The 25,163-nt window shown below is 69.2% G+C and carries 13 protein-coding genes; 12 read left to right on the plus strand and 1 reads right to left on the minus strand.

Features of this window, described 5'->3' with window-relative positions:
* Window positions 1-62: 62 nt before the first annotated feature.
* The 7 genes from B0T44_RS18990 to B0T44_RS19020 are packed head-to-tail and all read left to right on the plus strand — an operon-like array spanning window position 63 to window position 17,015.
* Window positions 63-821, plus strand: coding sequence for a thioesterase II family protein (locus tag B0T44_RS18990; RefSeq protein WP_077121222.1), 759 nt, complete (start codon window positions 63-65; stop codon window positions 819-821).
* Window positions 818-2,179 carry a salicylate synthase gene (locus tag B0T44_RS18995; RefSeq protein WP_077121193.1) on the plus strand — a complete coding sequence of 454 codons (1,362 nt, stop codon included), beginning with the start codon at window positions 818-820 and terminating at the stop codon, window positions 2,177-2,179. Before B0T44_RS18990 ends, B0T44_RS18995 begins: the two co-directional genes overlap by 4 nt.
* Entirely contained in the window at window positions 2,176-8,706 is a 6,531-nt protein-coding gene (locus B0T44_RS19000) for a non-ribosomal peptide synthetase (protein WP_081512320.1), read from the plus strand. The genes B0T44_RS18995 and B0T44_RS19000 overlap by 4 nt, the downstream gene beginning before the upstream one ends.
* Window positions 8,703-14,138, plus strand: a complete 5,436-nt coding sequence (locus B0T44_RS19005; RefSeq protein WP_077121195.1) for a non-ribosomal peptide synthetase — start codon at window positions 8,703-8,705, stop codon at window positions 14,136-14,138. Before B0T44_RS19000 ends, B0T44_RS19005 begins: the two co-directional genes overlap by 4 nt.
* Window positions 14,135-15,241: a saccharopine dehydrogenase NADP-binding domain-containing protein gene (locus B0T44_RS19010; protein WP_077121197.1), complete on the plus strand. Its 1,107-nt coding sequence runs from the start codon at window positions 14,135-14,137 to the stop codon at window positions 15,239-15,241. The genes B0T44_RS19005 and B0T44_RS19010 overlap by 4 nt, the downstream gene beginning before the upstream one ends.
* On the plus strand, window positions 15,238-16,314 hold the full coding sequence (locus B0T44_RS19015) for a Gfo/Idh/MocA family oxidoreductase (RefSeq protein ID WP_077121199.1): 1,077 nt from the start codon (window positions 15,238-15,240) through the stop codon (window positions 16,312-16,314). Before B0T44_RS19010 ends, B0T44_RS19015 begins: the two co-directional genes overlap by 4 nt.
* Window positions 16,311-17,015, plus strand: coding sequence for a class I SAM-dependent methyltransferase (locus B0T44_RS19020; RefSeq protein WP_139348004.1), 705 nt, complete (start codon window positions 16,311-16,313; stop codon window positions 17,013-17,015). The genes B0T44_RS19015 and B0T44_RS19020 overlap by 4 nt, the downstream gene beginning before the upstream one ends.
* On the opposite strand, the gene B0T44_RS19025 is transcribed toward B0T44_RS19020, so the two are convergent.
* A complete protein-coding gene (locus B0T44_RS19025; protein ID WP_077121202.1) occupies window positions 17,005-18,210 on the minus strand; it encodes a cytochrome P450 in 1,206 nt (401 codons plus the stop codon). The genes B0T44_RS19020 and B0T44_RS19025 overlap by 11 nt on opposite strands.
* Window positions 18,211-18,254: 44 nt before the next feature.
* Here B0T44_RS19025 and B0T44_RS19030 point away from each other — a divergent pair, with 44 nt between their 5' ends.
* From B0T44_RS19030 to B0T44_RS19050, 5 genes are all read left to right on the plus strand, one after another.
* Complete coding sequence (locus B0T44_RS19030; RefSeq protein WP_077121204.1) at window positions 18,255-18,965, plus strand: class I SAM-dependent methyltransferase; 711 nt, start codon at window positions 18,255-18,257, stop codon at window positions 18,963-18,965.
* The gene (locus tag B0T44_RS19035) at window positions 18,962-20,662 is read left to right on the plus strand and encodes an ABC transporter ATP-binding protein (protein WP_077121207.1); all 1,701 of its coding nucleotides are present in this window, start codon (window positions 18,962-18,964) and stop codon (window positions 20,660-20,662) included. Before B0T44_RS19030 ends, B0T44_RS19035 begins: the two co-directional genes overlap by 4 nt.
* Window positions 20,659-22,365: an ABC transporter ATP-binding protein gene (locus tag B0T44_RS19040; RefSeq protein ID WP_077121209.1), complete on the plus strand. Its 1,707-nt coding sequence runs from the start codon at window positions 20,659-20,661 to the stop codon at window positions 22,363-22,365. The genes B0T44_RS19035 and B0T44_RS19040 overlap by 4 nt, the downstream gene beginning before the upstream one ends.
* Entirely contained in the window at window positions 22,362-24,626 is a 2,265-nt protein-coding gene (locus B0T44_RS19045) for an SAM-dependent methyltransferase (RefSeq protein ID WP_081512322.1), read from the plus strand. Before B0T44_RS19040 ends, B0T44_RS19045 begins: the two co-directional genes overlap by 4 nt.
* Before the next feature lie 323 nt (window positions 24,627-24,949).
* A partial coding sequence (locus tag B0T44_RS19050; RefSeq protein WP_217697568.1) for a hypothetical protein occupies window positions 24,950-25,163 on the plus strand: 214 nt, incomplete at its 3' end.

Here is a 25,163-nt window from a genome sequence, read left to right on the forward strand (position 1 = left end):
GCTGTCTGGATGCGCGCCGGGAATCGGTTGTCGATGTGCAGCAGCAGTGGGGTGTGTGCCCGATGAGCGGGGATTGGGTGCGGACTTGGGCTGCTCGTCCGGACGCGCGGGTGCGATTGGTGTGCTTTCCGCACGCCGGCGGGGCGGCAGGCTTCTTCACACCGTGGGCCGCCGCGATATCACCCCTGATCGAGGTATGCGCGGTGCAATATCCGGGTCGCGCCGATCGGCTCGCCGAGGAATGCGTGCAGGAAATGGGACAGCTGGTGACCGCGGTTGCCGCTGCTCTCGCCACGGAGCGAGAGACCCGTTCGATCGCGCTCTTCGGACACAGTATGGGCGCGGCTGTCGCATTCGAGGTCGCGCTCGCCCTGGAACACGATTACGGACGAAAGCCCGTACACCTGTTCGTCTCCGGTCGCCATGCGCCACATGAGGTCGTTCCAGGTGATATGCACCGCCGGTCCGACGATGAACTGATCGCCGAGCTGGCCCGGCTAGGGGGTACTCATGACGAACTGCTCGCCGATCCCGCGCTGCGCGCGATGTTCCTACCCGCGGTGCGCGGTGATTTCCGGCTGGACGAGACCTACCGGCGGTCGGGCTATACCGCGCTGAGCTGTCCGGTCACCGTGGTGACCGGCGAGCAGGATGGCGAGGTCACGCCCGAGCAGGCACGGCGGTGGTCCGAGGTGACGGTCGGCGGCACCAGGTTCGAGTCGCTACCCGGCGATCACTTCTACCTGGTGCCGCAGGCGGCCGCGGTGATCTCGCTGATCGAATCCGAACTGGCCACGAGCACCGGGGTGTACACACAATGACAGACAGCTTTGCCGAACGCCGGTTGGGGTTCACCGGGGATCCGTTGCGCATCGCCACGGCGTGGGCCGCGCAGTCGCCGGGGCCGTATGTGCTCTACGAAAACCATGGTCAGGTCTGCTGGGCCGAAGGGGCGCACCTCCTTGTTCGGATCATGGCGGATCGGGTGCTGGTGGACCAGGCCGGAACCCGCCGCAGTTTCGACGCTCATGGTGATCCGCTGGCCACGGCCGGTGCCTGCCTCGAGTCGATCGCCGGACAGGCCTGGCGCGCATACGGCTGGGTGTCGTTCGAACTCGAAGGGGCGCTTCACGGCCGAGCGCACTCCCGCGACGCTGTACTGGGCTGTCTGATGGTTCCGCGACGTGAGGTCCGGTTCGGCCGGACGGATGTCGTACTGCGGGCCATCGACTCCGCCGATCTGGGCCGCCTGCAAACGAAACTGTCCGACAGTGCCCCGGAGGCAACGGCAGCGCGGGCAACCGGTGCGATGACAGCGGCGGTGGACATCGACTACGGCGCCGATGCCTATCGCACCGCGGTGACCGCGTCGATCGATGCGATACGGTCCGGCCGACTCGACAAGGTCGTGCTATCGCGGGTTGTCCCGATCAGTGGAGAGATCGATGTACCGGCCAGCTACCTGCGTGGTCGCCGAGCCAACGATCCGGCGCGCTCTTTCCTCATCGATATCGGGGGTTGGCAGGCAGCCGGATTCAGCCCGGAGATCGTGGCACGGGTCGACGCGCGCGGCGAGGTGATGAGTCAGCCGCTGGCGGGCACGCGCGCATTGCTGGGGGACGCCGCCGACCAAGACCGGCGGGCCGAGCTTGTCCGCGATCCCAAAGAGGTGTTCGAGCATGCGATTTCGGTGCGTATCGCAGCAGACGAGCTCTCCACAGTCTGCGCCGACGGCACAGTCGGCGTGCGCGAATTCATGAGGGTGAAGGAACGCGGCAGCGTGCAGCACCTGGCATCGGAACTGGTCGGAGTGCTGGCGCCGGGCCGCAACAGGTGGGACGCCCTGGCCGCACTGTTTCCGGCCGTCACCGCGTCGGGGGTTCCGAAGGCAGCGGCCTGCCAGCTGATCGGTGAACTGGAGCCGGTCCCGCGCGAATTGTATGGCGGGGCGGTGCTGACCGTCGATTGCGATGGCGACCTCGACGCGGCACTGACATTGCGCGCCGTCTTCCGGCACGGAGGGCATACATGGCTGCGCGCCGGGGCGGGAATCGTGGCGCAGTCGAGCCCGGAACGCGAGCTCGAGGAGACCAAGGAGAAGTTGCGCAGCGTCTCCCGGTATCTGGTGTCGGCCGAGCCGTCCGTTCAAGGCACGGCAGCGGCAGGAGCGGTCGCGTGAGGGGGCAGTCCCTCGCGGCCGGCTCAGGCGGCTCGTCACCGCCCGGCCCGACGCTCGCCGAGAGCGCCGCGGCAGCGGAAGAAACCTACCTTTGCCAACGGGAGGCAGACATTCTCACCGAATGGGTAATCGCAGTGCTCGCACTGGATCCCGATGAGCTCACCACCGACACGGACCTGCGCGAACTGGGCCTGGACTCGATACAGCTGATGGCGCTGGCCGGCAGGCTGCGCAAGGCCGGAATGGCCGTGACCTTCAGTGAGCTCGCGGCCGAGCCCACGATCGACGCATGGCAGCGCTTGATCGGCACTGCCGGGCCGGCTCCCGCCGAAGTGAAGCCGACTCGCGCCGAAACAACCGAACCATTCGAGCTCGGTCTGATGCAGCACGCCTTCTGGATCGGTCGTCAGGACGGGCAGCCGCTCGGCGGCGTCGGTGCACACTTCTACGTGGAGCTGGAGGGTCGTGAGGTCGACCCGGAACGGCTGCGCGCCGCGACGGTCGCACTGCGCCTGCGCCACCCGATGCTGCGCACCGTGGTGCTGGGTGACGGTCGGCAGCGCATCGCCCCGGAGGTGCCTGCTGACGTGGTCACCGTGCACGATCTGCGCGCGGCCGATCCCGATCACGTCGCAGCCCGGCTTGCGCAGCTGCGTGACCATTACACGCACCGACGGATGGATGTCGAACGTGGCGAGGTGCTCGATATCGCGCTGAGTCTGCTGCCCGACGGGGTCACCCGGTTGCATATCGATCTCGATATGGTCGCTGCCGACGCGCTGAGCATGCGCATCCTGCTCGCTGATCTCCGCGCGTACTACATCGCGCCGGACGCGGAGCTGCCCGCACTCGGTATCGACTACGCCGGCTACCTCGCCGCTCGCCGGAAGAACCGCACCGCCGAGTGGGAGCGGGCTCGCGACTGGTGGCTGGCCCGGTTGCCCGAGCTGAGTGCACCGCCGCACCTGCCGGTCGTGGTCGACCCGCACACCGCCGAGTCCGCGCACCCGAAGTATCGGCGCAGCGCCCGGCGGCACCATTGGCTGTCTCCTCGGGACAAAGAACGGCTGTACGAGCGAGCTCACAGGCACCGGCTCAGCCCGGCGGCCGTGCTCGCCGCGGCCTTCGCCGAAACACTCGCCGCGTGGAGCGCCGCGCACCGGTTCCTCCTCAACCTGCCGCTGTTCGACCGCGACGGCGCGGAGCTGCTCGTCGGCGATTTCAGCGGCTCGGTTCTCGTCGATGCGGACCTCAGGTCCACCGACGCATTCGCTACCGCGGCCGCACGCCTACAGGCCGTCACCCGGGAGGCGATCGCGCACAGCGCGTTCTCCGGTGTCGAGGTGCTGCGTGAACTCACCAGATCCAGTGGCGGCTCGCTTGCGCTCGCGCCGGTCGTCTACACCAGTGCCATCGGGCTCGGTGAGATCTATGAACGCGAGCTCCAGCAGACTTTCGGTGCCCCGGTGTGGATGATCTCGCAGAACCCCCAGGTGCTGCTGGACGCTCAGGTCACCGAGTTGGACGACGGTCTACTGCTCAACTGGGACTTCCGCGAGCACGCCTTCGCTCCTGGTGTGGTGGACGCGGCGTTCCACAGCTTCCGAGAGCTGGTCGACCGGCTGGTCTCCGACGATGAGGCCTGGGTACGCCCGGTGCGGGCGCTGCTGCCCGGACCGCAGGCCGCGGTGCGGGCTCGCGTCAACGACACCGCCGGTCCACCACCGGCCGAATCGTTGCACGGCGCGTTCTTCCGCCACGCCGAGCAGCAGCCCGCGCACACCGCCCTGTGCTGGGACAGTGGGCGGTTGAGCTACGGGGAGTTGTCCTGCCGGGCCCGCAAGGTCGCGGCCCTGCTGCGCGACAACGGAATCCGGCCCGGCGACACGGTGGCGATCACCATGCCCAAGGGCGTCGATCAGGTGATCGCGGTACTGGGTGTGCTCGCCGCCGGTGCCGCCTACGTACCGGTCGGCGTGGACCACCCCGAACCACGGCGGGCCAGGATCCGACGCTCGGCGGGCGTCCGTGCGCTGATCACCGATCCCGCGTACGCTCCGGCCGACGCGGACTGTCCGGTGCTGCACTGCGAGCAGGCCGATGCGCTCGAGGCCGTCGAACCACTGGACTTCGGCCCCGATGCGCTCGCCTACATAATTTTCACCTCCGGATCGACCGGTGAGCCCAAAGGCGTCGAGGTATCGCACGGTGCCGTGGTCAACACTGTGACCGCGGTCGGCGAGCTGTTCGAGGTCGGCGCGTCCGACCGAACCATCGCACTATCGGCACTGGACTTCGACCTTTCCGCCTACGACCTGTTCGCGCTGTTGCGCGTCGGCGGCTCGGTGGTGGTCATAGCGGAGAACGAACGCCGGGACGCGCGCCGCTGGGCGGAACTGATCCACGCGCACCGGGTGACCGTGATCAGTTGCGTACCTGCGCTGCTCGATATGCTGCTCAGCGCGACCGAGACCCTCCCCGACAGCCTCCGCTTGGTGATGCTGGGCGGCGACCGGATCGGCTTGGACCTCGTCGGCCGGTGGCGCGCCCTGGCGCCGCAGGCGAAATTCGTCGGGCTGGGCGGTATGACCGAGGCCGCCATCCACAGCACGGTTTTCGAGGTGAACGAGGTCGACTCGACCTGGCGCTCCATACCGTACGGGGTGCCGCTGCGCAATATGCGGGCCCGCATTGTCGACGGTCGTGGCCGAGACTGCCCGGATTGGGTGACCGGCGAGTTGTGGGTGAGTGGTGCGGGCCTTGCCCGGGGGTATCGCGGTGACCCGGAGCGCACTGCGGCGAAGTTCGTCGAGTACGAGGGCCGCCGCTGGTACCGCACCGGCGATATGGCCCGCTACACCGGGGACGGGGTTCTGGAGTTCTTCGGCCGCGTCGACCACCAGGTGAAGATTCGCGGCCATCGGATCGAGCTCGGCGAGATCGAGGCGACGGCCGCCACGCATCCTGCGGTGACCGCGGCTGTCGCCACGGTGCTGACCGAGCCCACGCACAGGCTGGCGCTGCAGGTGTCCGGTGAGCTGACCGAGGCGGACCTGAGGGACTGGCTCACCGGCCAGTTGCCCCCGCATCTGGTGCCCGAACATCTGCGGGTCGCGCCCATTCCGCTGACCGCCAACGGAAAGCTCGACCGGGCCGCCGTCACGGAACTGATCGCCGCCGACCGGGCCGCGACCGTGGCCGTGCGGCAACCGCCGAGAGGTCCGATGGAGGAACTCGTGGCGCGGGTGTTCGCCGAGGTGCTCGGCGGGGCCGAGCCCAGTAGGGACGACAGCTTCTTCGCACTGGGCGGCGACTCGTTGCTCGCGACCCGCGCCGTAGCGCGGTTGGCCTCGGTCGGCGCGAGCATCGGGCAGTTGTTCGCCACCCCGGTGTTGTGTGATTTCGCCGCCACCCTCCGACCACACGCAACCGCCGGTGAGCAGGCTCGCGGAGTTGTCACGGCCGATCCGGCGGCGCGGTACGAGCCGTTCCCGGCGACCGATGTGCAGCGGGCCTACTGGATCGGCCGCGACGAACGTCTCCCGCTCGGTGGCGTCGGCACCTACCACTACACCGAGTTCGACGGTTCGGACGTCGACATCGACCGGATGGAGCGTGCGTGGCGGCGGCTGATCGACCGCCACGAGATGCTGCGCGTGGTCTTCGACGACGACGGTAACCAGCGCATTCTCCGCGAAGCGCCCGGTGATTTCCGGATCGAGGTCGAGGAGGTCGCCGACGAATCCGCGGTTCCCGCGGCGTTGGCGCGGTGGCGAGAAGGGCAGTCGCACCGGTTGTTCGACCTCACCCGCTGGCCGCTGTTCGCGGTGTGTGCCATCCGCTATCCGGACCAGGGTGTGGTCCGTACCCGCGTGGCCGTCGGTCTCGACTACACGGTGCTCGACGCGCGGTCCATTATGACTCTGCTCGACGAGGTGGCGCGCCTGTACCGGGAACCGGACGCGCAGCTGCCGCCGATCGAGCTGTCCTTTCGCGACTATGTGCTCCGAGCAGATCCAGGCCCCGGCGACGCGGTGCGGCGGCATTGGGCGGCGCGGCTCGATGCCTTGCCGGCCTCCCCTGAGTTGCCGCGCGTCGCCGATCCGGCGGCGCCCCGGTTCACCCGGCGCGAGCGGGTCGTCACCGCCGACCGCTGGCAGGTGATCCTGGAGCGGGCACGAGCCCACGGCCTGACCCCCTCCGCTGTTCTGCTCGCCTGCTACGGCGAGGTGCTCGCGGCGTGGAGCGGGCAGGCGGGTGTCGCGATAACTCTGACCCTGTTCAATCGTGAGCCGCTGCACCCGCATATCGATCGGGTTCTGGGCGACTTCACCTCGTTCTCGGTTATCGGCTACCTGGCCGAGCCCGGCCGGGACTGGCTCGCCCGCGTCCGGGAATTGCATCGCACCCTGGGCGAGGACCTGGGGAACCCGGTGCCTGCGGGCTGGCTGCTGAGTGAGCTCAGCCGCCGTGCGGGCGCGGTCGCCGCGGCTGTGCCCGTGGTGTTCACCAGCGCCCTCGGGCTCGGTGACACGGAGTTGCCCGGCGGTTTCCCGGCTCGGATATACGGCCTGTCACAGTCGCCGCAGGTGTTGCTGGACAACCAGGTCACCGAGCGAGGCGGGGGCATCGCGATCACCTGGGACGCCGTCGAGGCGCGGTTTCCGACCGGCGTGCTCGACGCCATGTTCGACGCCTACGGCCTGCTGATCGATGCGCTCGTCGACCGTGACTGGAGCGAGCCACGTCCGGACCTGCTGCCCATGTCGCAGCGGGCCGTGCGCGCACGGGTCGCCGATACGGCGCGCGTGCTGCCGCACTGCCTGCTGCACGAGCCGTTCTTCCAGCTGGCGCGGCAGCGACCGGACGCGACCGCGTTGGTGTGGGACGGCGGTGCACTGACCTACGCCGAGTTGGCGGACAAGGCGCTGCGCGTGGCGGGCGCTGTGCACGAACATGGAGTACCCCCTGGCGGCACGGTCGCGGTGTCGCTGCCCAAGGGCCCGGATCAGATCGCCGCCGTGCTCGGTGTGCTGGCCGCCGGTGCTGTGTACGTGCCGATCGGTGTCGATCAGCCGCGGTTGCGCCGCGAGCGGATGTTGCGGGTGGCGCAGGCGGAAATGATCATCGCCGAGGGCGGCCGCGAGTTCACCGCTGAACCACTGGCCGCCCCGGTGGCGCGCTCGGTCGACGACCTCGCCTACCTGATCTTCACATCGGGATCGACCGGAGACCCGAAGGCCGTTGCCGTGACGCACCGAGGCGCGAGCAATACCATCACCGACCTCACCGAGCGATTCGAGCTGGACGAGGCGGACCGGGTGCTCGCCGTGTCCGCGCTGGACTTCGATCTGTCGGTATTCGACATCTTCGGCCTGCTCGGGGTGGGCGGTGCGCTTGTCCTGCCGAGGGAACAGGACCGACGTGACCCCGAGACGTGGCTGCGGCTTGCCCATGAGCACAGGGTCACCGTGTGGAACAGCGCGCCGATGCTGCTCGACCTTCTGCTCACCGCGGCCGTGCTGAACCCGGGCCTGCCCGCGCCGCGCACGCTGCGGCTCGCGCTGCTGTCCGGCGACTGGATCGGCCTCGATCTGCCCGACCGGCTGCGCGAGCAGGCTCCGGACTGCCGGTTTCTCGCGCTCGGTGGAGCCACCGAGGCGTCCATCTGGTCCAACAGCATCGAGGTCGACACGGTGCCGCCCGAGTGGACGTCGATTCCGTACGGGCGGCCACTGGCCAACCAGCGATACCGCGTGGTGGATGAGCTGGGCCGGGATTGTCCCGATTGGACCGCCGGCGAGTTGTGGATCGGGGGTGCCGGTGTCGCGGCCGGGTATCGGGGTGGGCAGCCGGCGGATGCCGCGAGGTTCTTCGAGCACAACGGCGAACGCTGGTACCGCACGGGCGACCGAGGACGGTACTGGCCGGATGGGACGCTGGAGTTCCTCGGCCGGATCGACCACCAGGTCAAGATCGGTGGCCATCGCGTCGAGCTCGGCGAGATCGAGACCGCGCTGGAAGCGCATCCGGATATCACCCGGGCGGTGGCCATCGCCGAAGGCGAGCGCGGCAACCGCAGGCTGCGGGCCGTCGTCACCCCGGCGGTGCCTGCTGACCTCGCCGGCCACCTGGCCGAGCGTTTGCCCGCGCACGCGGTGCCTGTCCGAATCAGCGCCGTCGGTGAGCTGCCGCTCACCGCGAACGGAAAGGTCGATCGTGCCGCGCTGACCGCGACCGCCGACGAAGGCTCGGCAGCAGAGCCGCCGCGCGGCGAGCTGGAGCAACGGATCGCGGCGTTGTGGGCGCACCATCTCGACGAGCCGCCACGCGATCGCCGCACGAACTTCTTTGCCGCGGGCGGGAACAGCCTGGCCGCATTGCGCTTCGTGGCCGCGGTGAACGAGGAGCTGGGCATCGACATCGCGCTGCAGACCTTTCTGCGCATGCCGACCCCCGCCGATCTGGCCTACGAGGCCGAACAGCTGCGACGTGACCGACAGACCGAAGAAAGTGGTGTTGTGTGAACGCCAAGGAGATTGTCGCCGGACTCGAGCGCGCCGGTGTCCGGTTGTGGGCCGACGGCGATGAACTGAGGTTCCGCGCCCCCCGCGGCGCCCTGACCGAGGAGCGTCGGGACTTGTTGCGCGCCAACAAGTCCGCCGTGCTCGACCACCTGCGTGCCGAGGATGCGGCTGGCACCCTGGTGCCCGATCCGGGCGCGCGGTACGAACCTTTTCCGCTGACCGGGATTCAGACTGCGTATTTGCTGGGCCGCAGCCGAGCGCACGACTACGGCGGCGTGGCCTGTCACGCCTACGTCGAGCTCGCCTTCGCGTCCGGCACCGATCCCGACCGGATCCGTGACGCCTGGCGGTATCTGGTGCACAGGCACGACATGCTGCGGGCGGTGGTGCATCCGGACGGGTATCAGCAGGTTCTGGAAACCGTGCCGGATCACCAGATCGAGCTGCGTGACCTGCGCACCGCCACCGATGCGGACCTCGCGCGGACGCTCGAGGACACCCGCGCCGAGCTGAGCAGGCGAGTTCCCGATCCCGGCACGTGGCCGCTGTTCGCGCTCCGGCTGACGCACACGTCCGAGGCGTTGCTCCTGCACCTGTCGATCGACCTGCTGGTCGTCGATTACGCGAGCCTGCAGATGCTGCTCGCCGAGCTGGAGGACCTGTACGAAGGCGTCGAACTCACGCCGCTGGAGGTGACCTTCCGCGACTATGTGCTGGGCCAGCGCCGCAGGCGCGGCACGGCCAGCTACGACCGGGACCGCGATTACTGGCAGTCCCGACTGGACGAGCTGCCGCCCGCGCCGGACCTGCCCGTCCTCGCTCCCGCGAAGGACGCGGGCCCCTTCCGGCGTATCGAGACGACCCTGCCGGAGGACGCCTACGCGGCCTTCACCGACTATGCCCGCCGGCACGGACTCACTCCGTCGTCGGCGCTGCTCACGGCCTACGCCGAGGTTGTCCGACGATGGAGCGGCAGTCCACGGTTCACCCTCACACTGCCCACGTTCTCCCGCCTGCCGTTGCATCCCGGCGTGGGCGCGTTGGCAGGGGATTTCACGAGTGCCGAGCTACTCGCCGTCGACCTCACCGTATCGCGTGTGTTCGCCGATCAGGCCAAGGCACTGCACGCCACCCTGCTCGAGGACCTGGCACACCCGCTGTTCACCGGCTCCGACGTACTGGCCGAACTCGCCCGGCGCGGGCGGCGCGCCATGATGCCGGTGGTTTTCACCAGCACGCTGGACGTGCCCGGCCGGACGCCGAAGGCCGAGGTTCGGCACGCCGAGACGCAGACACCGCAGGTGTGGCTCGACTGTCAGGTCATGACGCGTGGTGACGCGCTGGTCCTGGCCTGGGACGTGCGCGACGGCGTACTCCCCCACGGAACACCCGAGGACATGTTCGAGGCGTTCGTCACGCTGATCCACGAACTCGCCGCAACACCCGCGACGTGGACCCGCCCAGCGCAGATCGCGTTGCCGCCGCGCACCGATCAGGTGCGGCAGCGGGTCAACGCCACCGATGTACCAACCGGGCACGAGCTGCTGCATGAGCCGGTGCTCACTGCCGCGGAATGTACCCCCGACGCGATCGCCGTGTGCTCCGGTGCCGAGGTCCTGACCTACCGTGAGCTGTTGGACCGCGCGTACGGGGTCGCGGACGCATTGCGCGCCAACGCGGTCGCGCCGGGCGACCTGGTCGCGATCGTGCTGGACAAAGGGTTGGACCAGGTTGTCGCCGTGCTGGGTGTGCTGCTCGCCGGAGCGGCCTACCTGCCGATCGACATCACGCAGCCCGCGCTGCGCCGCGACCGCATCCGCTCCGCCGCGAAGGTACGGATCACGTTGACCTCGTCCCACGCGGCCGACCGTCCGACCGGGGAATGCCTCGACATCGACACCGTGGCACCCTCCGCTCGCCGAGTGCGGACCCCGGTCGATCCCGGTGCGCTCGCCTACGTGATCTACACGTCGGGATCGACCGGCGAGCCCAAAGGCGTGATGATCAGCCATCGGGCCGCGGCCAACACGATCGAGGACGTGGACCGGCGCTTCGGCGTCACCGCTGCCGACCGCGTGCTCGCGGTGGCTCAGCTGGGGTTCGACCTGTCGGTCTACGACATCTTCGGCCCGTTGTGGGTCGGCGGGGCGATTGTGGTGCCTGAGCAGGCGCACCGCGGCGACCCCGCGGCCTGGGCCGATGCGATCGAGGGTCACGGGGTGACGATCTGGAACTCGGTACCGGCGCAGCTGCAGCTGCTGTGTGATCACCTGACCGCGACCGGTCGCACCCTGCCGAGCCTGCGTCTGGCGCTGCTGTCCGGCGACTGGATCCCACTGGCTTTGCCCGGCCAGGTTCGCGCGGTGTGTCCCGCGGTCGAGCCGCACAGTTTGGGCGGTGCGACCGAGGCGGCGATCTGGTCGATCTCGTACCCGATCCAAGAGGTCGATCCGGGCTGGCGCAGCATTCCCTATGGCACTCCGCTGGCGAACCAGACGTGGCATGTGCTCGACGAGTCGCTGCGTCCGTGCCCGGACTGGGTCACCGGCGAACTGTACATCGGTGGTATCGGCCTGGCCGACGGCTATCTCGGCGACGAGGCCCGCACCGCCGAACGCTTCGTTACCTGTCCGCGCACCGGTGAGCGCCGGTATCGCACCGGCGACCTGGGCCGCTACCACCCCGACGGTGTGCTCGAACTACTCGGACGCAAGGACAACCAGGTCAAGATCCACGGCCACCGCATCGAGCTCGGCGAGGTCGAGGCCGCGCTCGCGGCCGCCCCGGGGGTCGGGACCGCCGTCGCCATCGTCGACGGAACCAGCGGTCCCGGCGACGCCGGTGCCGGCCTGCGCCTGGCCGCGTTCGTCGAACCGGCACGGCGGACGGACCCACTGCCTGCGCCGCCGGCTGTGGCGCGGGCCGCCGAACAAGCGCTGACCGCCGCCACCACCGACCTGAACGCAGACGACGTGCGGGCCTTCATGACGGCGATGGACCACGCGGCCACACTGTCCATAGCCGGCACCCTGGCCCCCGCGTTCGCGGGAGAACGGCGACCGACCGGCGACGATATCGCGGCCGCACTCGGCGTACCGGACCGGCATCGCCGGCTGCTCGACCGCTGGCTGGCGGTGCTCGGCGCCGCTGGGCTCGTGACATCGGACAACCATGGGTATCGCGATCTGATCGTTCCCGAATCCGAAGCGACCGAACGGGCGTGGGTGCGGGCGGCCGAGCTGGAGCGCGAGATCGACTGGAGCGCGGACCTGTTCGCCGCGGTCCGCGCGTGTGCGGCCGACCTGCCACGCGTGCTGACCGGCGTGACGCCGGTGGAATCGGTGCTGTTCGCCGACCGACCCACCGAGGTGCTGACCGCCGCCTACCGGGACAACCTGCCGGTCCGGGTCCTGCATGCGACATTGGCCGCTACGGTGCGAACCCTCGCCGCCGAGCACACCGGGCCATCTGCCTTGCGGATCATGGAGATCGGCGCGCGCGGCGGCGGGGCAGCGGCCGGTGTGCTGCCCGAGCTCGCCGACAAGGCCGTCGATTACCTTGTCACCGACAGCTCGCCCGGCCAGCTGGCAGCGGCGCGTCGGCTGCTCGCCGCCCACTCGAATGCACGGTTCGCCCTGTTCGACCTCGACCGTGACCCGAGGGAGCAGGGCTGTACCCCCAACTCCGTCGATGTGGTGATATGCGCGGGCACCCTGAACAACGCGGCCGATGCCGCCGCCGCGTTGCGTTCGCTGCGAGAGCTGGTGGTTCCCGGCGGCTGGCTACTGATGCTGGAGAACACCACCGACGCGAGCGCGGCATTGCAGATCTCCACCGAGTTCCTCGACACTCATAACCGGGACTTCACCGACCTGCGGGCGGGGTCGGGTCAGACGTTCCTGCGGCCCGGCCAGTGGACCGAGATCCTCACCGGAGCCGGTGCGCGGATCGTGGCCGAGCTGCCCGGCGCGCACAGTGCGCTCGCAACCGGCGGGCAGCAGCTGTTCGTGACGCAGTGGAAAACCGACCGCGAACCGGTGCGCCTGCCCGAACTGACAGCATTCGTCGCCGACCGGCTGCCCGGCTATATGACACCGGCCTGGTGGCAGGTCGTCGATCAGCTGCCGGTCACCACGAACGGCAAGGTCGACCGCAACCGGCTCACCTCATGGGTGACCAACGAACAGTCCCACGAACCAGCCGAACCGGTCGACGAGCTGGAGGCGCGTCTGGCTCGGTTGTGGGCCGAGCTGCTCCGCATCGAACGGGTCGGCCGCAACGACGACATCTTCGCGCTCGGCGCGGACTCGCTGCTCGTCGCGCGGTTCGTCGGCAAGTTGCGCGACGGTCTCGCCGGGCTCGACGGCCCCGCCGAATGGGATCTGGAATGGGAGATCGTGCTGCGGCATCTGCTGCGCCATCCGACGGTCGCCGGGCTCGCCACCTACCTACGCGCTGAGCGGACGGCCGCGGCCACTCGCGCGGAGGCGACCTCCCCGGTGGTGGAGCTCGCCGGCGACGGCGGCGAACCGATCACTGTCCTGGTCCATGCGGGGCACGGCACGATGCGCCCCTACAGCGCGCTGCTTGCCCAGCCTGATCTGCGTGCCCCGGCCACCGGCAGTGTGGTCGGCCTCGAGATCGCCTCGGTGGCGGATTACCTGCGGGCCGATCCGGCGTCGTTGATCGACACCATCGCCACCGACTACGCCGACGCGCTACTGGCCGAAGGAGATACGTTCCATCTGATCGGCTACTCGGTGGGCGGCATCATCGCCACCGAGGTGGCGCGCGCGCTGACCGAATCCGGCGCCGAGGTTCGCTCACTCACTGTCATCAGCAGCCACACCCCGACCTTCCATCTGGACGACCAGCTGCTGTCGGAGTACTCGTTCGCGATGATGATGGGGATGGACCTGGAGCGGATCGGCTTCCCGCCGGACACCGCCCGGGTCGGCGCTGCCGCCGCCGCGGTGCTGCGCCGTACGCCCGAGGCCATCGCAGAGGGATCGATCGCCGACCTGACCGGCGAGTTCGCCGATATCGCGGAACGGTTCCTCGAACTGGAGTCGGTGCCACGGATGCGGCGGATCGCGCGCATGTGCGAGGCGTTGCCGCCGGAGCTGTCCGGGTCGCTCGACCCGGAGGCCATGCTGCGTGCGCTACGCGTCTACCAGCAGAGCACGGCGGCGCTGAGTCGCCATCACGTCGAGCCGTATGCCGGGGACATCACGTTCCTCCGGCATGCGGGCTCGTACGAATTCCCCGGTGACCGCGAGGCGCACACGACGCACTGGGAACGAGTGTGTCTCGGCAAGCTCACCGTCATCGATATCCCCGGCGATCACTTCAGCTGCCTGAGCGCGGCGCATATCGGTGAGGTTGCCGACCATATCCGCCGGCTGACGATCTCGAAGGAGGTCAACGCGTGATCGGGGTACTCGGCGCCTCCGGCTCTGTCGGCCGGCACGTGGTGGATCTGTTGCGTGACCGCGGAGAGCTCCGGGTCGGCGGTCGCACCACCGACAGCCTGCCCGCGGCCGGGCAGCGGGTCCGGGTGGACCACACCGACCCGGAAAGCCTCGCGGCGTTCTGCGCCGGGCTGCGCATCGTGGTCAACTGCGCCGGGCCGTCCTACGAGGTCAAGGACCGGGTCGCGACGACGGCCCTGGCCGCGGGGGCGGACTACGTCGACCTCGGCGGCGACGACCCCGCACACGAAGCGCTGACCGCGTCCGGTGCGGTCAGCGACGGTCGTACTGTGCTGCTGTCCGCAGGCACGGTGCCGGGCTTGGCGGTGCTGCTACCGCGGTGGCTGGCCGCCGAACTGGACGGCGGCCCCGGCGGCGCCCGGCTGACCGCCTACGTCGGCGGTCTCGAACACGTCTCGCCTGCCGCCGCCTCCGACATCCTGTTGTCGTTGACGGTCGGCGGAGCGGGCGGCGAACCGTTCGGCCACCCGCTGGCCGCCTGGCGGCACGGCCGCCGCGAGCTTCGAGCACTGCGAGCCGAGGAAGACGCCGAGGTGCCGTTCTTCCCGGACCGGGTCGCCCTGCAACCGATCCTCACCGCGGAACTGGAACGTCTCGCCGCGCGGCTGCGCCTGGCCGAACTGGACTGGTTCAACGCCTATCCCGGTCGGCTCGCTCGGACCGTGTTCAGCCGCCTGCCGATGCTCTCCCGGCAGGCGGGGGCCGAACAGGACGGGATTCGGGACCGGATGATCCAGGCGACCGAGATCGACCTGGCGGGTCGAGCCCCGTATTACCGGATGGTCATGACCCTGCGCGGCCGGTCAGATGCGGTGACCGCCGTGCTGCGCGCCGAGAACAGCTACCGGATCACCGCTTTCGTCGCTGCCGCCGCGGCGGCAGCGATCCTGGACCGGCGTGCTCCGACCGGCCTGCACTTCGCGGGCGACGTGCTCGACCCCGGCGCACTGGTCGATGGCCTGGTCGAGTCCGGAACCGCCGATATCGCGCTGCATCAGGGCGATATCGGCGCCCCGGACATGCTCGAGGACGGTGCGCTGTGACGCAGGCGAACTCGCTGCGCACTGTCGTCTGCGGGACCAACTTCGGCCGGTTCTACGTCGAGGCGCTGCGCAACCTGCCCGGTTTCACCCTGGCCGGTCTCCTGAGCCGAGGCAGCGCGCACGCCACGGGCTACGCCGAGAGCCTGGGCGTGCCGTGTTACACGTCGGTGGCGGAGCTGCCGGACGATATCGATGTGGCATGCGTCGTGGTGCCGTCCGGCGTGGCCGGTGGTGGCGGGGCGGTGCTGGCTCGGCAATTGCTGGAGCGCGAGGTGCATGTTCTGCAAGAGCACCCTCTGGCTCCGGAGGAGATGTCGGCCTGTCTGCGCGCGGCGGGCGCCACCCGCAGGCAGTACCGGGTGAACACGCACTATCCGCGGCTGCCCGAGGTGCGGCGGTTCGTCGCTGCCGCGGCGCGGCTGCGCGACCGGCAGGGCATTCTGTTCGCCGATGTCGCGAGTCCGGTGCACCTGCTGCACCCGCTGGTCGACATCCTCGCTCGAGCCTTGGGCGGACCCCGCCCCTGGGAGTTCGGTGAACCCACCCGGATCGGGCCCGTGCACACGCTCGGCGGACGGATCGCGGGTGTGCCTGTCGCCCTGCGCGTGCACAACCAGCTCGACCCCACCGACATCGACAACCACGCGCTGTTCTGGCCCAGGATCACGCTGGTCGCCGAAGGTGGCACGCTCACCATCGCCGACCTGCACGGCCCGGTGCTGTGGAGCCCGCGGCTGCACGCGCCGCGCGATGCCGACCACCGGCTCATGCTGCACGGCGGGTCGCTCGACCTGCCGACCACCTCGGTGCTCGGCCCGGCGGCCCAGCACCAGCCTGCGTATACGGAGCACTTCCGTACAACCTGGCCCGCCGCGATCGGCGCTGCGCTCGCCGAGTTGGCCGAGGCGATCCACGCGGCGGCCGATCCGATGCGCGGCGTTCAGCGCGATCTCGCGGTATGTCGGTGCTGGTATCAGCTGACCGAGCGGCTGGGGCCGCCGGAGCCGGTCCGGTCGGTCCCACCGAGCCCGCTGGGCGTGGCCGAGCTGGCCGATACGGTGGAGGTCGCGTGAGGTCCGATTACGCTGCCGCCGCCGAGTTCTACGAGCTGGTGGCCGACCGGCAGGTGCGCGTCAGCGGTCCGGTACTCGTCACCGCGCTGGCCGGGGTGGACACTTCGGCAGGCCCGGTCGTCGAGATCGGCGCGGGGACCGGCCGGGTCACCGAGATCATCGCCGAGGTACTGCCGGGCGCACGCGTGCTGGCCGCCGAACCCTGCGACCCGATGCGTGCTGTGCTCACCGCCCGGGTCCTGCGCGGTGACCTGCGTGATCGGGTGACCGTGGTCGCCGAGTCGGCGCAGACGTTGCCGCTGCCCGATCGGATCAGCGCCGCCGTGGTTTTCGGTGTGGTCAACCACCTCACTCCTGACGAACGGGTGGACCTGCTGCGACGACTCGCCCGGCGACTGCCGCAGGGCGCGCCGATCGTGGTGGAGCTGATGGGGGGAACCCGGGCCCAGCCCGTCCGTCGCACCCGGATCCTGCGCGAACCCATCGGCGGGCTGGTCTACGAGTGGTGGGGCAGCGCCGAGCCTGTCACGGACCGAAGGTTGCACTGGCGCACCACCTGGAAGGTGCTCCGCGGCGACGAGTTGGTTCGACTCGTGCGCGAAGACTACGACTGGGAGCTGGTCGGTCTGGACGAGCTGGCCGAGGAGACCGGCTTGCGCAGTCGGCTCCTCGGCCCCGAGATCGGAGTGCTCACCACGTGACCGGCAATCGTATCGGCCCGAAGGAGATACCGCCGTGCCGGAATTCCAGCTCGTCCGCCACGGCGGCGAGTCGCAGGTTCGGAATACGGTCGAACAAGGTGCCCAGGGCGACCTCCAGCTCGACCCGTGCGAGATTCTGGCCGACGCATTGATGCGCACCCGATCCGAATGCGACATGTGTCCGGGCGGACCGCTGGGCATCGATGCGGTCCGGTTCGTCGAAGACCGCCGGGTCGTGGTTCGCCGCGGCCAGGAGTGGGATCACTCCGTCGCCTGCGCGTATCGTCGTCCCAGCGATCTCCACGTCCGCTGTCGCCACCCGCAGCGCGATCGAGTCGCCGACCGAAAGCACCCGCAGCAGTTCGTCCACCGCTCCCGGCAGCACCGTGTGGTCTGCACGCAATTGCGCGAGCAGATCCGGGTTCTCCAGCAATGTGAGCACGCTCAGCGAGATCTGGCTCGTCGTGGTTTCCATCCCGGCTATCACCGTGATCGTGACCGTGGCGAGCAGGTCGTCCCGGCTGAGGGTTCCCTGCTGGTAGTGGTCGACGATCAACTTGCTCAGCAGGTCGTCGCCCGGGTTGCGTTCGCGCTCGGTCACCAGGCCACCGAAAACCTCGAACAGCGTTTCCAGTCCTGTTGCGGCGCTGGTCGCGTCGCTGTCTGCGCCGCCGATGTGCTGGGAGCCGAGTGCGGCGGTCATCTTGCGAAACCATGGGTCGGTTCGCCGCAGTCCGATCATCTCGCCCATGACCGTGGTGGACACCACGCCCGCGAACTGGCTGACCAGGTCGACCGGCCCACCGTCGCGCAGCAGATCGTCGATCCGCTCGTCGACGATCCGCTGCACCGCGCGCCGCATCACTCGTGCTCGTCGCATGGTCATCTCGGCCACCAGCATCCGCCGGTATCCGGTGTGCTCCGGCGGGTCCATCCGCAGGAAAGGACGTACTCGCGAGGCGACCTCCTGTTCGCCCGCGACCAGCGACGGAAAGTTCGGGTGCCGCACATCGGAACTTATTCGCCGGTCCGCGAGAACCGCCCGCACCTCGTTGTATCCGGTGATCGCCCACGCGGTGCGCCCGGTGGGTAGGGCCACTTTCGTGACCGGTCCCCTTGCCCGCATCTCGGCGTACTCGGCAGGGGGGAGGAAGGGGCAGCTGCGGCGCATCGGAAACGGTCGTGGATCGGTCATGACGCAAACGCTACTGTCGTACGACACTATTGAAAAGGATATTCATGTTCATTGATACCTATGAGAACTTCGCCGAGTTCTACGACATCACCGCGGCATGGCATGTACCGAAGATCGCCGGCCCGCTGGCCGAAGCGCTATCGGTGGTCGAGGGCACCGCAGGGCCGGTGCTGGAGATCGGCGCGGGCACCGGCCGTGTCACCGAAGTGATCGCGAAAACGGTGCCGCAGGCGGACATCATCGCCGCAGAGCCCTCCGTCCCGATGCGAGCGGTCCTGACCAGCCGCGTATTCGGCGACCCACATCTGCGCGACCGGGTCACCGTGCTCGAGGAGCCGGCACCGCATATGCGGCTGCCCGACCACCTTTCCGGGGTGGTGCTCGTCGGTGTCCTCGGGCACTTGACCGACGTGGAGCGGGCCGACCTGTGGGCTCGACTCGGGGAACGGCTGGCGCCGGGCGCGCCGATCGTCGTGGACTTCTTCGCCAGCGACCCGAGCCCGATGCCGCTGACCAAAGTGCTGTCCGAGCCGATCGGCGAACAGACCTACGAGTGGTGGGTGAGCTCGGCGGGTCTGGTCGACGGGCTCATCCGCTATCAGCGCACCTGGAAGGTGATCGCCGACGGCGAGCCCGTCCGCTCGGTCGACACCACCAGCGACTGGGTGCCGCTGAACCTCGAACAGCTGGCCGAGGAGTCCGGACTGACGGCTCGGCGCATCGGTGACTCGTCGATCGGGGTGCTGGCACGATGAAGGAACTTCTGGGCGAGGTGCGTCGGCCACTGGGCATCGCCATGGTGCTTCAGGCGGCCGCGGCGGTGGCGGGCATTCTCCCGTTCTATGCGGTAGCGGTACTCGCCGGCCGGCTGCTCGAACCCGGCGGCGGATCGGTCTGGTTCCCGGTTGCCCTGGGGTCGGTATCGGCGCTGGCCGCACTGGTGCTGGCGACGGCTGCCACGATGGTCAGCCATCTCGCGGATGCTCGGCTGCAGTTACACCTGCGGCGCATGTTGATCGACCAACTCGGCCGGGTGCCATTGGGCTGGTTCTCCGCCAAGGGTTCCGGTGCCGTCGGGAAGGTGGTGCGCGACGACGTGCACGGGATGCATCACCTGGTCGCGCACTCGCTGCTCGACCTGACCAGCACGATCGCCGCCCCGTTGACCGCGGCGGTGATCCTGTTCCTCACCGATCCGTGGCTCGCGCTGATCAGCCTGGTGCCTTTGGTGGCCGGGGTGGTGCTGTTCGCTCGCTCGATGTCCGGTTCGACCGCGCAGTTCGAGCGCTACAGTGCGGCGCAGCAGCAGATCAACACCGGCATCGTGGAATTCGTCAACGGCATCGCGGTCGTGAAGACCTTCGGTGGGGGGCAGCGGGCACATCGCAAATTCGTCGAAGCCGTCGACGCTTTTCACGACTTCTTCAGCAAGTGGATCGGGCAGACGATTGTCGCCACCACCGCGTCCTTCCTCGTTGTCTCAGCACCCGCCGTGCTGCTGCTTGTGCTGGGCGTCGGTTCGGTGCTGGTGATCTCCGGGGTGAGTACGGCGCCTGACCTGATCACCGCCGCGTTGCTCGCACCGCCGCTGGCCGCGCCACTGTCCACGATCGGGGTTCGGGCACCGCGGCTGCGGGCGGGGCTGGCCGCCGCTGGATCGGTGCGGGCGTTGCTCGCCGAACCCGAACTGCCGCAAGCGGCGACACCCGCCACACCGTCCGGATCGGTGGTGCAGATGCGACGGGTGGGGTTCTCCTACGACGGGCAGACCCCCGTGCTGCGCGACGTCGACCTGGAGCTACGGCCCGGTACGGTGACCGCTCTGGTCGGCCCGTCCGGGGCAGGCAAGTCCACACTCGCACTACTGGCCGGCCGCTTCTTCGACGTCTCCGAAGGGCAGATCACGCTGGGCGGCAAGGACATTCGCGAACTGGATACGCGGACGCTGTTCCAACACATCGGGTTCGTCTTCCAGGAAACCGAGCTGCCGCGGATGTCGGTGGCCGCTAATATCCGGCTTGGCCGGCACAACGCCACCGACGAGCAGGTACGCGAGGCAGCGCGGGTGGCCCGCATCCACGACCGGATCGTGCGTGGTCCACGGGGATACGACGCGATCGTGGGCGCGGACGTGGAGTTTTCCGGTGGTGAGCGGCAGCGCATCGCCATCGCGCGCGCCGTGCTCGCCGATACACCGGTGCTGGTGCTCGACGAGGCCACCGCATTCGCCGACCCGGAATCCGCGGCCGACATCCAGGAAGCGCTGTCGGAGCTGGCGGCCGGCCGCACGCTACTGGTGATCGCACACCGGCTGCGCACCATCGCGGACGCCGACCAGATCGTGGTGCTCGACGGCGGCCGTGTCGTCCAACGCGGACGACACGCCGACCTGCTGGCAGAACCGGGTCGCTACAGCCGAATGTGGCAGGCCCAGGAGGGAATCCGCGCATGATCACCGCATTGCTGGCCGCGCTTGGCCCGAGCTACTCGCCTGCGTTCCGGCGACTGCTCGTCCGCGCCGCTATCGCCGCGATCCTGCAAGGCGTGGCGCTCGCGCTGCTGGTTCCCCTGTTGCGCGCCGTGCTCAGCGACGACCCTAGCTCCGGATGGCCCGCGTTCGCCGCGTTCGCGGTCTGCTCGGTACTCGCACTCGGTGCACAGTTCAGCGCGCAGAAGCACGGCTTCGCCGTCGGGTCCGCGGTCGCGCGACAGCTGCACGCTCGGCTCGGTGACGCCATCGCGCGGCTGCCGCTCGGCTGGTTCGATCAAGCCAAGATCGGCATGCTCACCCGGATGAACACCGATCAGGTCCTCGGTGTGATGGAGGTGCCGGCTCACCTGGTCCGCCTACTGGCCAACGGTCTGTTGACGCCGGCAGCCATCGTGGTGGTGATGGCGGCATTCGAGCCACGCCTGGCCCTGGCACTGACACTATCCGCACCGGTGCTGTACGGCGTGGCACGGTGGAGCGCCCAGCGGATCCAACGGGCCGACTCCGAGCGCGGTGCGACTGCCGTAGAAACAGCCAACCGGATCCTGGAGTTCGGCCGCCACCAGCCCGTGCTGCGCGCTTACGACGGCGGCAAGCCGCTCGATGATGCGCTGCGGGCGAACTACGCGGCCGACCGCAGGATGCTGTGGCGCGCGGTGCCCGGACTCGTCGTCTTCGGCGTGACGCTGCGGCTGGTCTTCGTCGGCGTGCTGGCCCTGGGGGTGTGGCTGCTGCTCGACGACAGGTCGGCCGCCCCCACGGTGATCGCCGTGCTCGTGCTGGCGACCCGGTTCGTAGAGCCGGTCGCGACGCTCGCCGAGCTCGGTGGCGCGCTACGGCTCGCCCGCAACTCGTTGAACGAGATCAACGAGGTGCTGCGCACCCCGGCGCTGCCCGAGCCCGAGCAGCCGCGGCGCCCGGACCGATACGACGTCGAGTTCCGGGACGTGCGGTTCGGCTACGACGACCAGATGGTGCTCAACGGTGTCACGTGCACCATCCCGGAGCGTGGGGTCACCGCCCTGGTCGGCTTCTCGGGTGCGGGAAAGTCCACGATGACCCGGCTGCTCGCGCGGTTCGCCGACCCGGACGCCGGACAGATCCGCATCGGCGGCGTCCCGGTCGACCAGATCGCCACCGATGACCTGATGTCCCTGGTGTCCATCGTTTTCCAGGATGTCTACCTGTTCGACGGCACGGTGCTCGACAACGTCCGCATCGGAGATCCGGACGCCGACGAACAGCGGGTACTGGATGCCGTCACTCGCGCCGGCCTGTCGGATCTGCACGCCGAACTGTCCACCGGGGAGGGCGGCATCCAGCTGTCCGGCGGGCAGCGCCAGCGGGTGTCGATCGCTCGTGCGCTGCTGAAGGACGCACCGATCATCGTGCTCGACGAGCCGTCCTCGGCGCTCGACCCGGAAAACGACGCGATCGTCCGCGCCACCATCACCGAACTCGCGGCAACCAAGACAGTGCTGGTGATCGCGCACCGGCTGGAGACCGTCACGCAGGCCGACCAGGTGCTGGTGCTGGCGGACGGCCGGATCACCGAGCAGGGCACCCACGACGAACTCATCGCCGCGAACACCCATTACGCCCAGCTCTGGCGGGCCCGCGAACGCGCCCGCGGCTGGCAACTCACCATCAAGGAGAACGCATGAACGCCACCGGGTCCGAGCACAACGGACACTGGGATGTGGCGACGGGAGTCGGGCGTACCGCGCTCGGCGTCGCCGCCGCCCGGGCCGTGGAGACCAACAGTCCCGACCGGTTGATCGAAGACCCGTACGCCTCCCACCTCGCGGCGGCCGGTGGTCTACAGGTACCGCCGCCGGGCGCCCCCGAGACCGCGGGCGACCCGGCGTGGTCGTTCGCCGCGCGCTTCCTCGGTGTGCGCTCCCGTCGGTTCGACGAGCATCTCATGGAGTCGGTGCAGGCAGGGATCGAGCAGATCGTGCTGCTCGGTGCGGGGCTCGACGCCCGTTCCGCCCGAATGGACTGGCCCGCATCAGTGCACCTGTTCGAGGTCGATCAGCCCCGCGTGCTCGCCTTCAAGAAGACCGTACTCGCGGACGCCGGGGCCACCACGAGCGCGCACTGGCATCTCGTGCCGGCCGATCTGCGCGAAGAGTGGGAACAAGCCTTGCGGGACAACGGGTTCGACCCCACCCGCCCGACCGCCTGGCTCGCGGAAGGTTTGCTCCCTTACCTGCCCGCCCAGGCCGAGGCCGATCTGTTCGACACCATATGCCGATTGTCGGCACCGGGTAGCACCTTCGCCGGCGACTGGATGAGTGCCGAGAACACGGCCACTGTCACCAGCCATCCGGCCTTCCACGAGACCAACGCGAAGGCCGACGCCGAACTGGACACGCTGTGGAACACCGAACCCCGGGACCTGAGTCCGGAGGAGACCCTCGGCGCGGCGGGCTGGCAGGTGACCGACAGATCAGCCGCGGAGCTCGCCCAGCAGTACGGCCGCGAGCTGACCGGGCCGGCCGGCGCCCTGATCGGCCTCACCACCATCGCCACGGCGATCTTGCCGGCGGGAAATCACCGGACCACGACCACCCACGAGCCGGTCGGGGCCGTCCGCGAACTCGCCGCCGCACTCGACCCGAGCCGGGTGAGCGTGCCCGGCGCGGCTGCCGAGGAAAGCTGGCGGCTTTTCAACGGCGCCATCGACCACGTGCCTGCCGTCGTCGTCCGCTGCACCAGCGCCGCCGATGTCCAGACCGCGGTACGCGTCGCCCGTACGCACGGCCTCCCGCTGTCCGTGCGCGGCGGTGGTCACGACTGGGCGGGCCGGGCCGTGCGCCCGGGTGGCGTGCTGCTCGATCTGGCCGGGATGCGCGGGGTCACCGTGGACCGGGCAGCCCAGGTCGCCACCGTCGCCGGTGGTGCCCTGTCACGGGATGTGATCGCCGCCGCCGCGCCACACGGGCTGGTGGCGGTGACCGGCACGATCGGCGATGTCGGGATGGCCGGGCTGACGCTCGGCGGTGGCTACGGACCGCTGAACGGACGCTACGGCCTCGCTCTGGACAACCTCATGGGCGCGGACGTCGTGCTCGCGGACGGCACCCTGGTCAGCGCCGACGAAACCGAGCACTCCGAGTTGTACTGGGCGCTACGCGGCGGTGGCGGCAACTTCGGTGTGGTGACCGAGCTGCGCATCAAGCTGCATCCGGTAGAGCAGGTGCTCGGCGGCTTCATCGTGTACCCCTGGCAGCAGGCCGAAAAGGTGCTGCACCGGTTGTCCGAGGTACTCGCGACCGCACCGGATGAGCTGACCGTGCTCAGCGGCATCATGCCCGGCCCGGACGGCTCGCCCACGGTCCTGCTGTCCCCTGCCTGGAGCGGCCCGCCGGCCGACGGTGGGTCCTACCTCGCCGCGCTGCAGAGTCTGGGAGAACCACTGTTCGCGCAGATCGGCCCGATGCCGTATGCGAAAATGCTCAGCCTGTTCGACGAATCCGCCGTGCCCGGCCGGCACACCACCGTGCGCACTCGCACCGTGGCCGGATACACCCCGGAACTGGTGGCCGCTCTGCTGGCGGCCGGTGAGACCCGCACCTCGCCGTTCTCTGCCGTCGGCTTGCACCACTTCCATGGTGCGCCGACCCACGTTCCGGTAGACAGCACGGCTTTCGGGATCCGCACGACTCACCTGTCGGTGGAAATCGCGGCGGTCTGGGAGCCCGAGGACGACCCCGCACCACATCAGGCATGGGCGGACGCGACCTCGACGGCGATCGCGGCGGTGGCTCTTCCTGGCGGCTACGCCAATATGCTCGGACCCGACCACCACGAACAGATCGCGCATGCCTACGGCCCTCATGCGACACGGCTGCGCGCGGTGAAGTCGAGCTATGACCCGGACGGTGTGTTCACCGCCATCCCACTGCCACTCGAAGCCTGACACGGCAGACACCGGGTGCGATAACGCACTATTCCAGGCGTTCGGCCCAATTGCGGATCAGGCGCCCGCTTGACGAGAGAATGATGCTCTGGGCTGCGATTATACGACTTTTCGAAGGTTATAGCGTCGCAGTCTCAGCAGCATCATTCAGCTCGACCGTCCTGATGGGATTCGGTCACACCGTGGCGCCACGCGGGCGACCATCTGGTCGCACTTGTCCGCAACGGCGCCATTTCCCACAAGGGGCAAACTGCTGGAATGCCCCACGACATCGCACCCGCAACATCAGAAACCGGCGACCGAGGCACCGGAAGAGACGTCGCATGAAATCCGATCGCCCGGACAACAACCGGGTCGTGCCGCCGCCGATACCCGATGCCGAGAAACACCTCGAAGCAGTCGTGGCCGAACTGCGTGGTCAACATCTCGCCGATGTCATGTACTACCCATTGACGATCGGCGATGACGGCCGGCTCGCCGAGAAGTGGGATTTCGGCGACTGGCACGAACCGACGATGGGCGTTGAACTGACCTTCC

It is taken from the genome of Nocardia donostiensis (assembly GCF_002081715.1).
GTDB classification, from domain to species: Bacteria; Actinomycetota; Actinomycetes; order Mycobacteriales; family Mycobacteriaceae; genus Nocardia; species Nocardia donostiensis.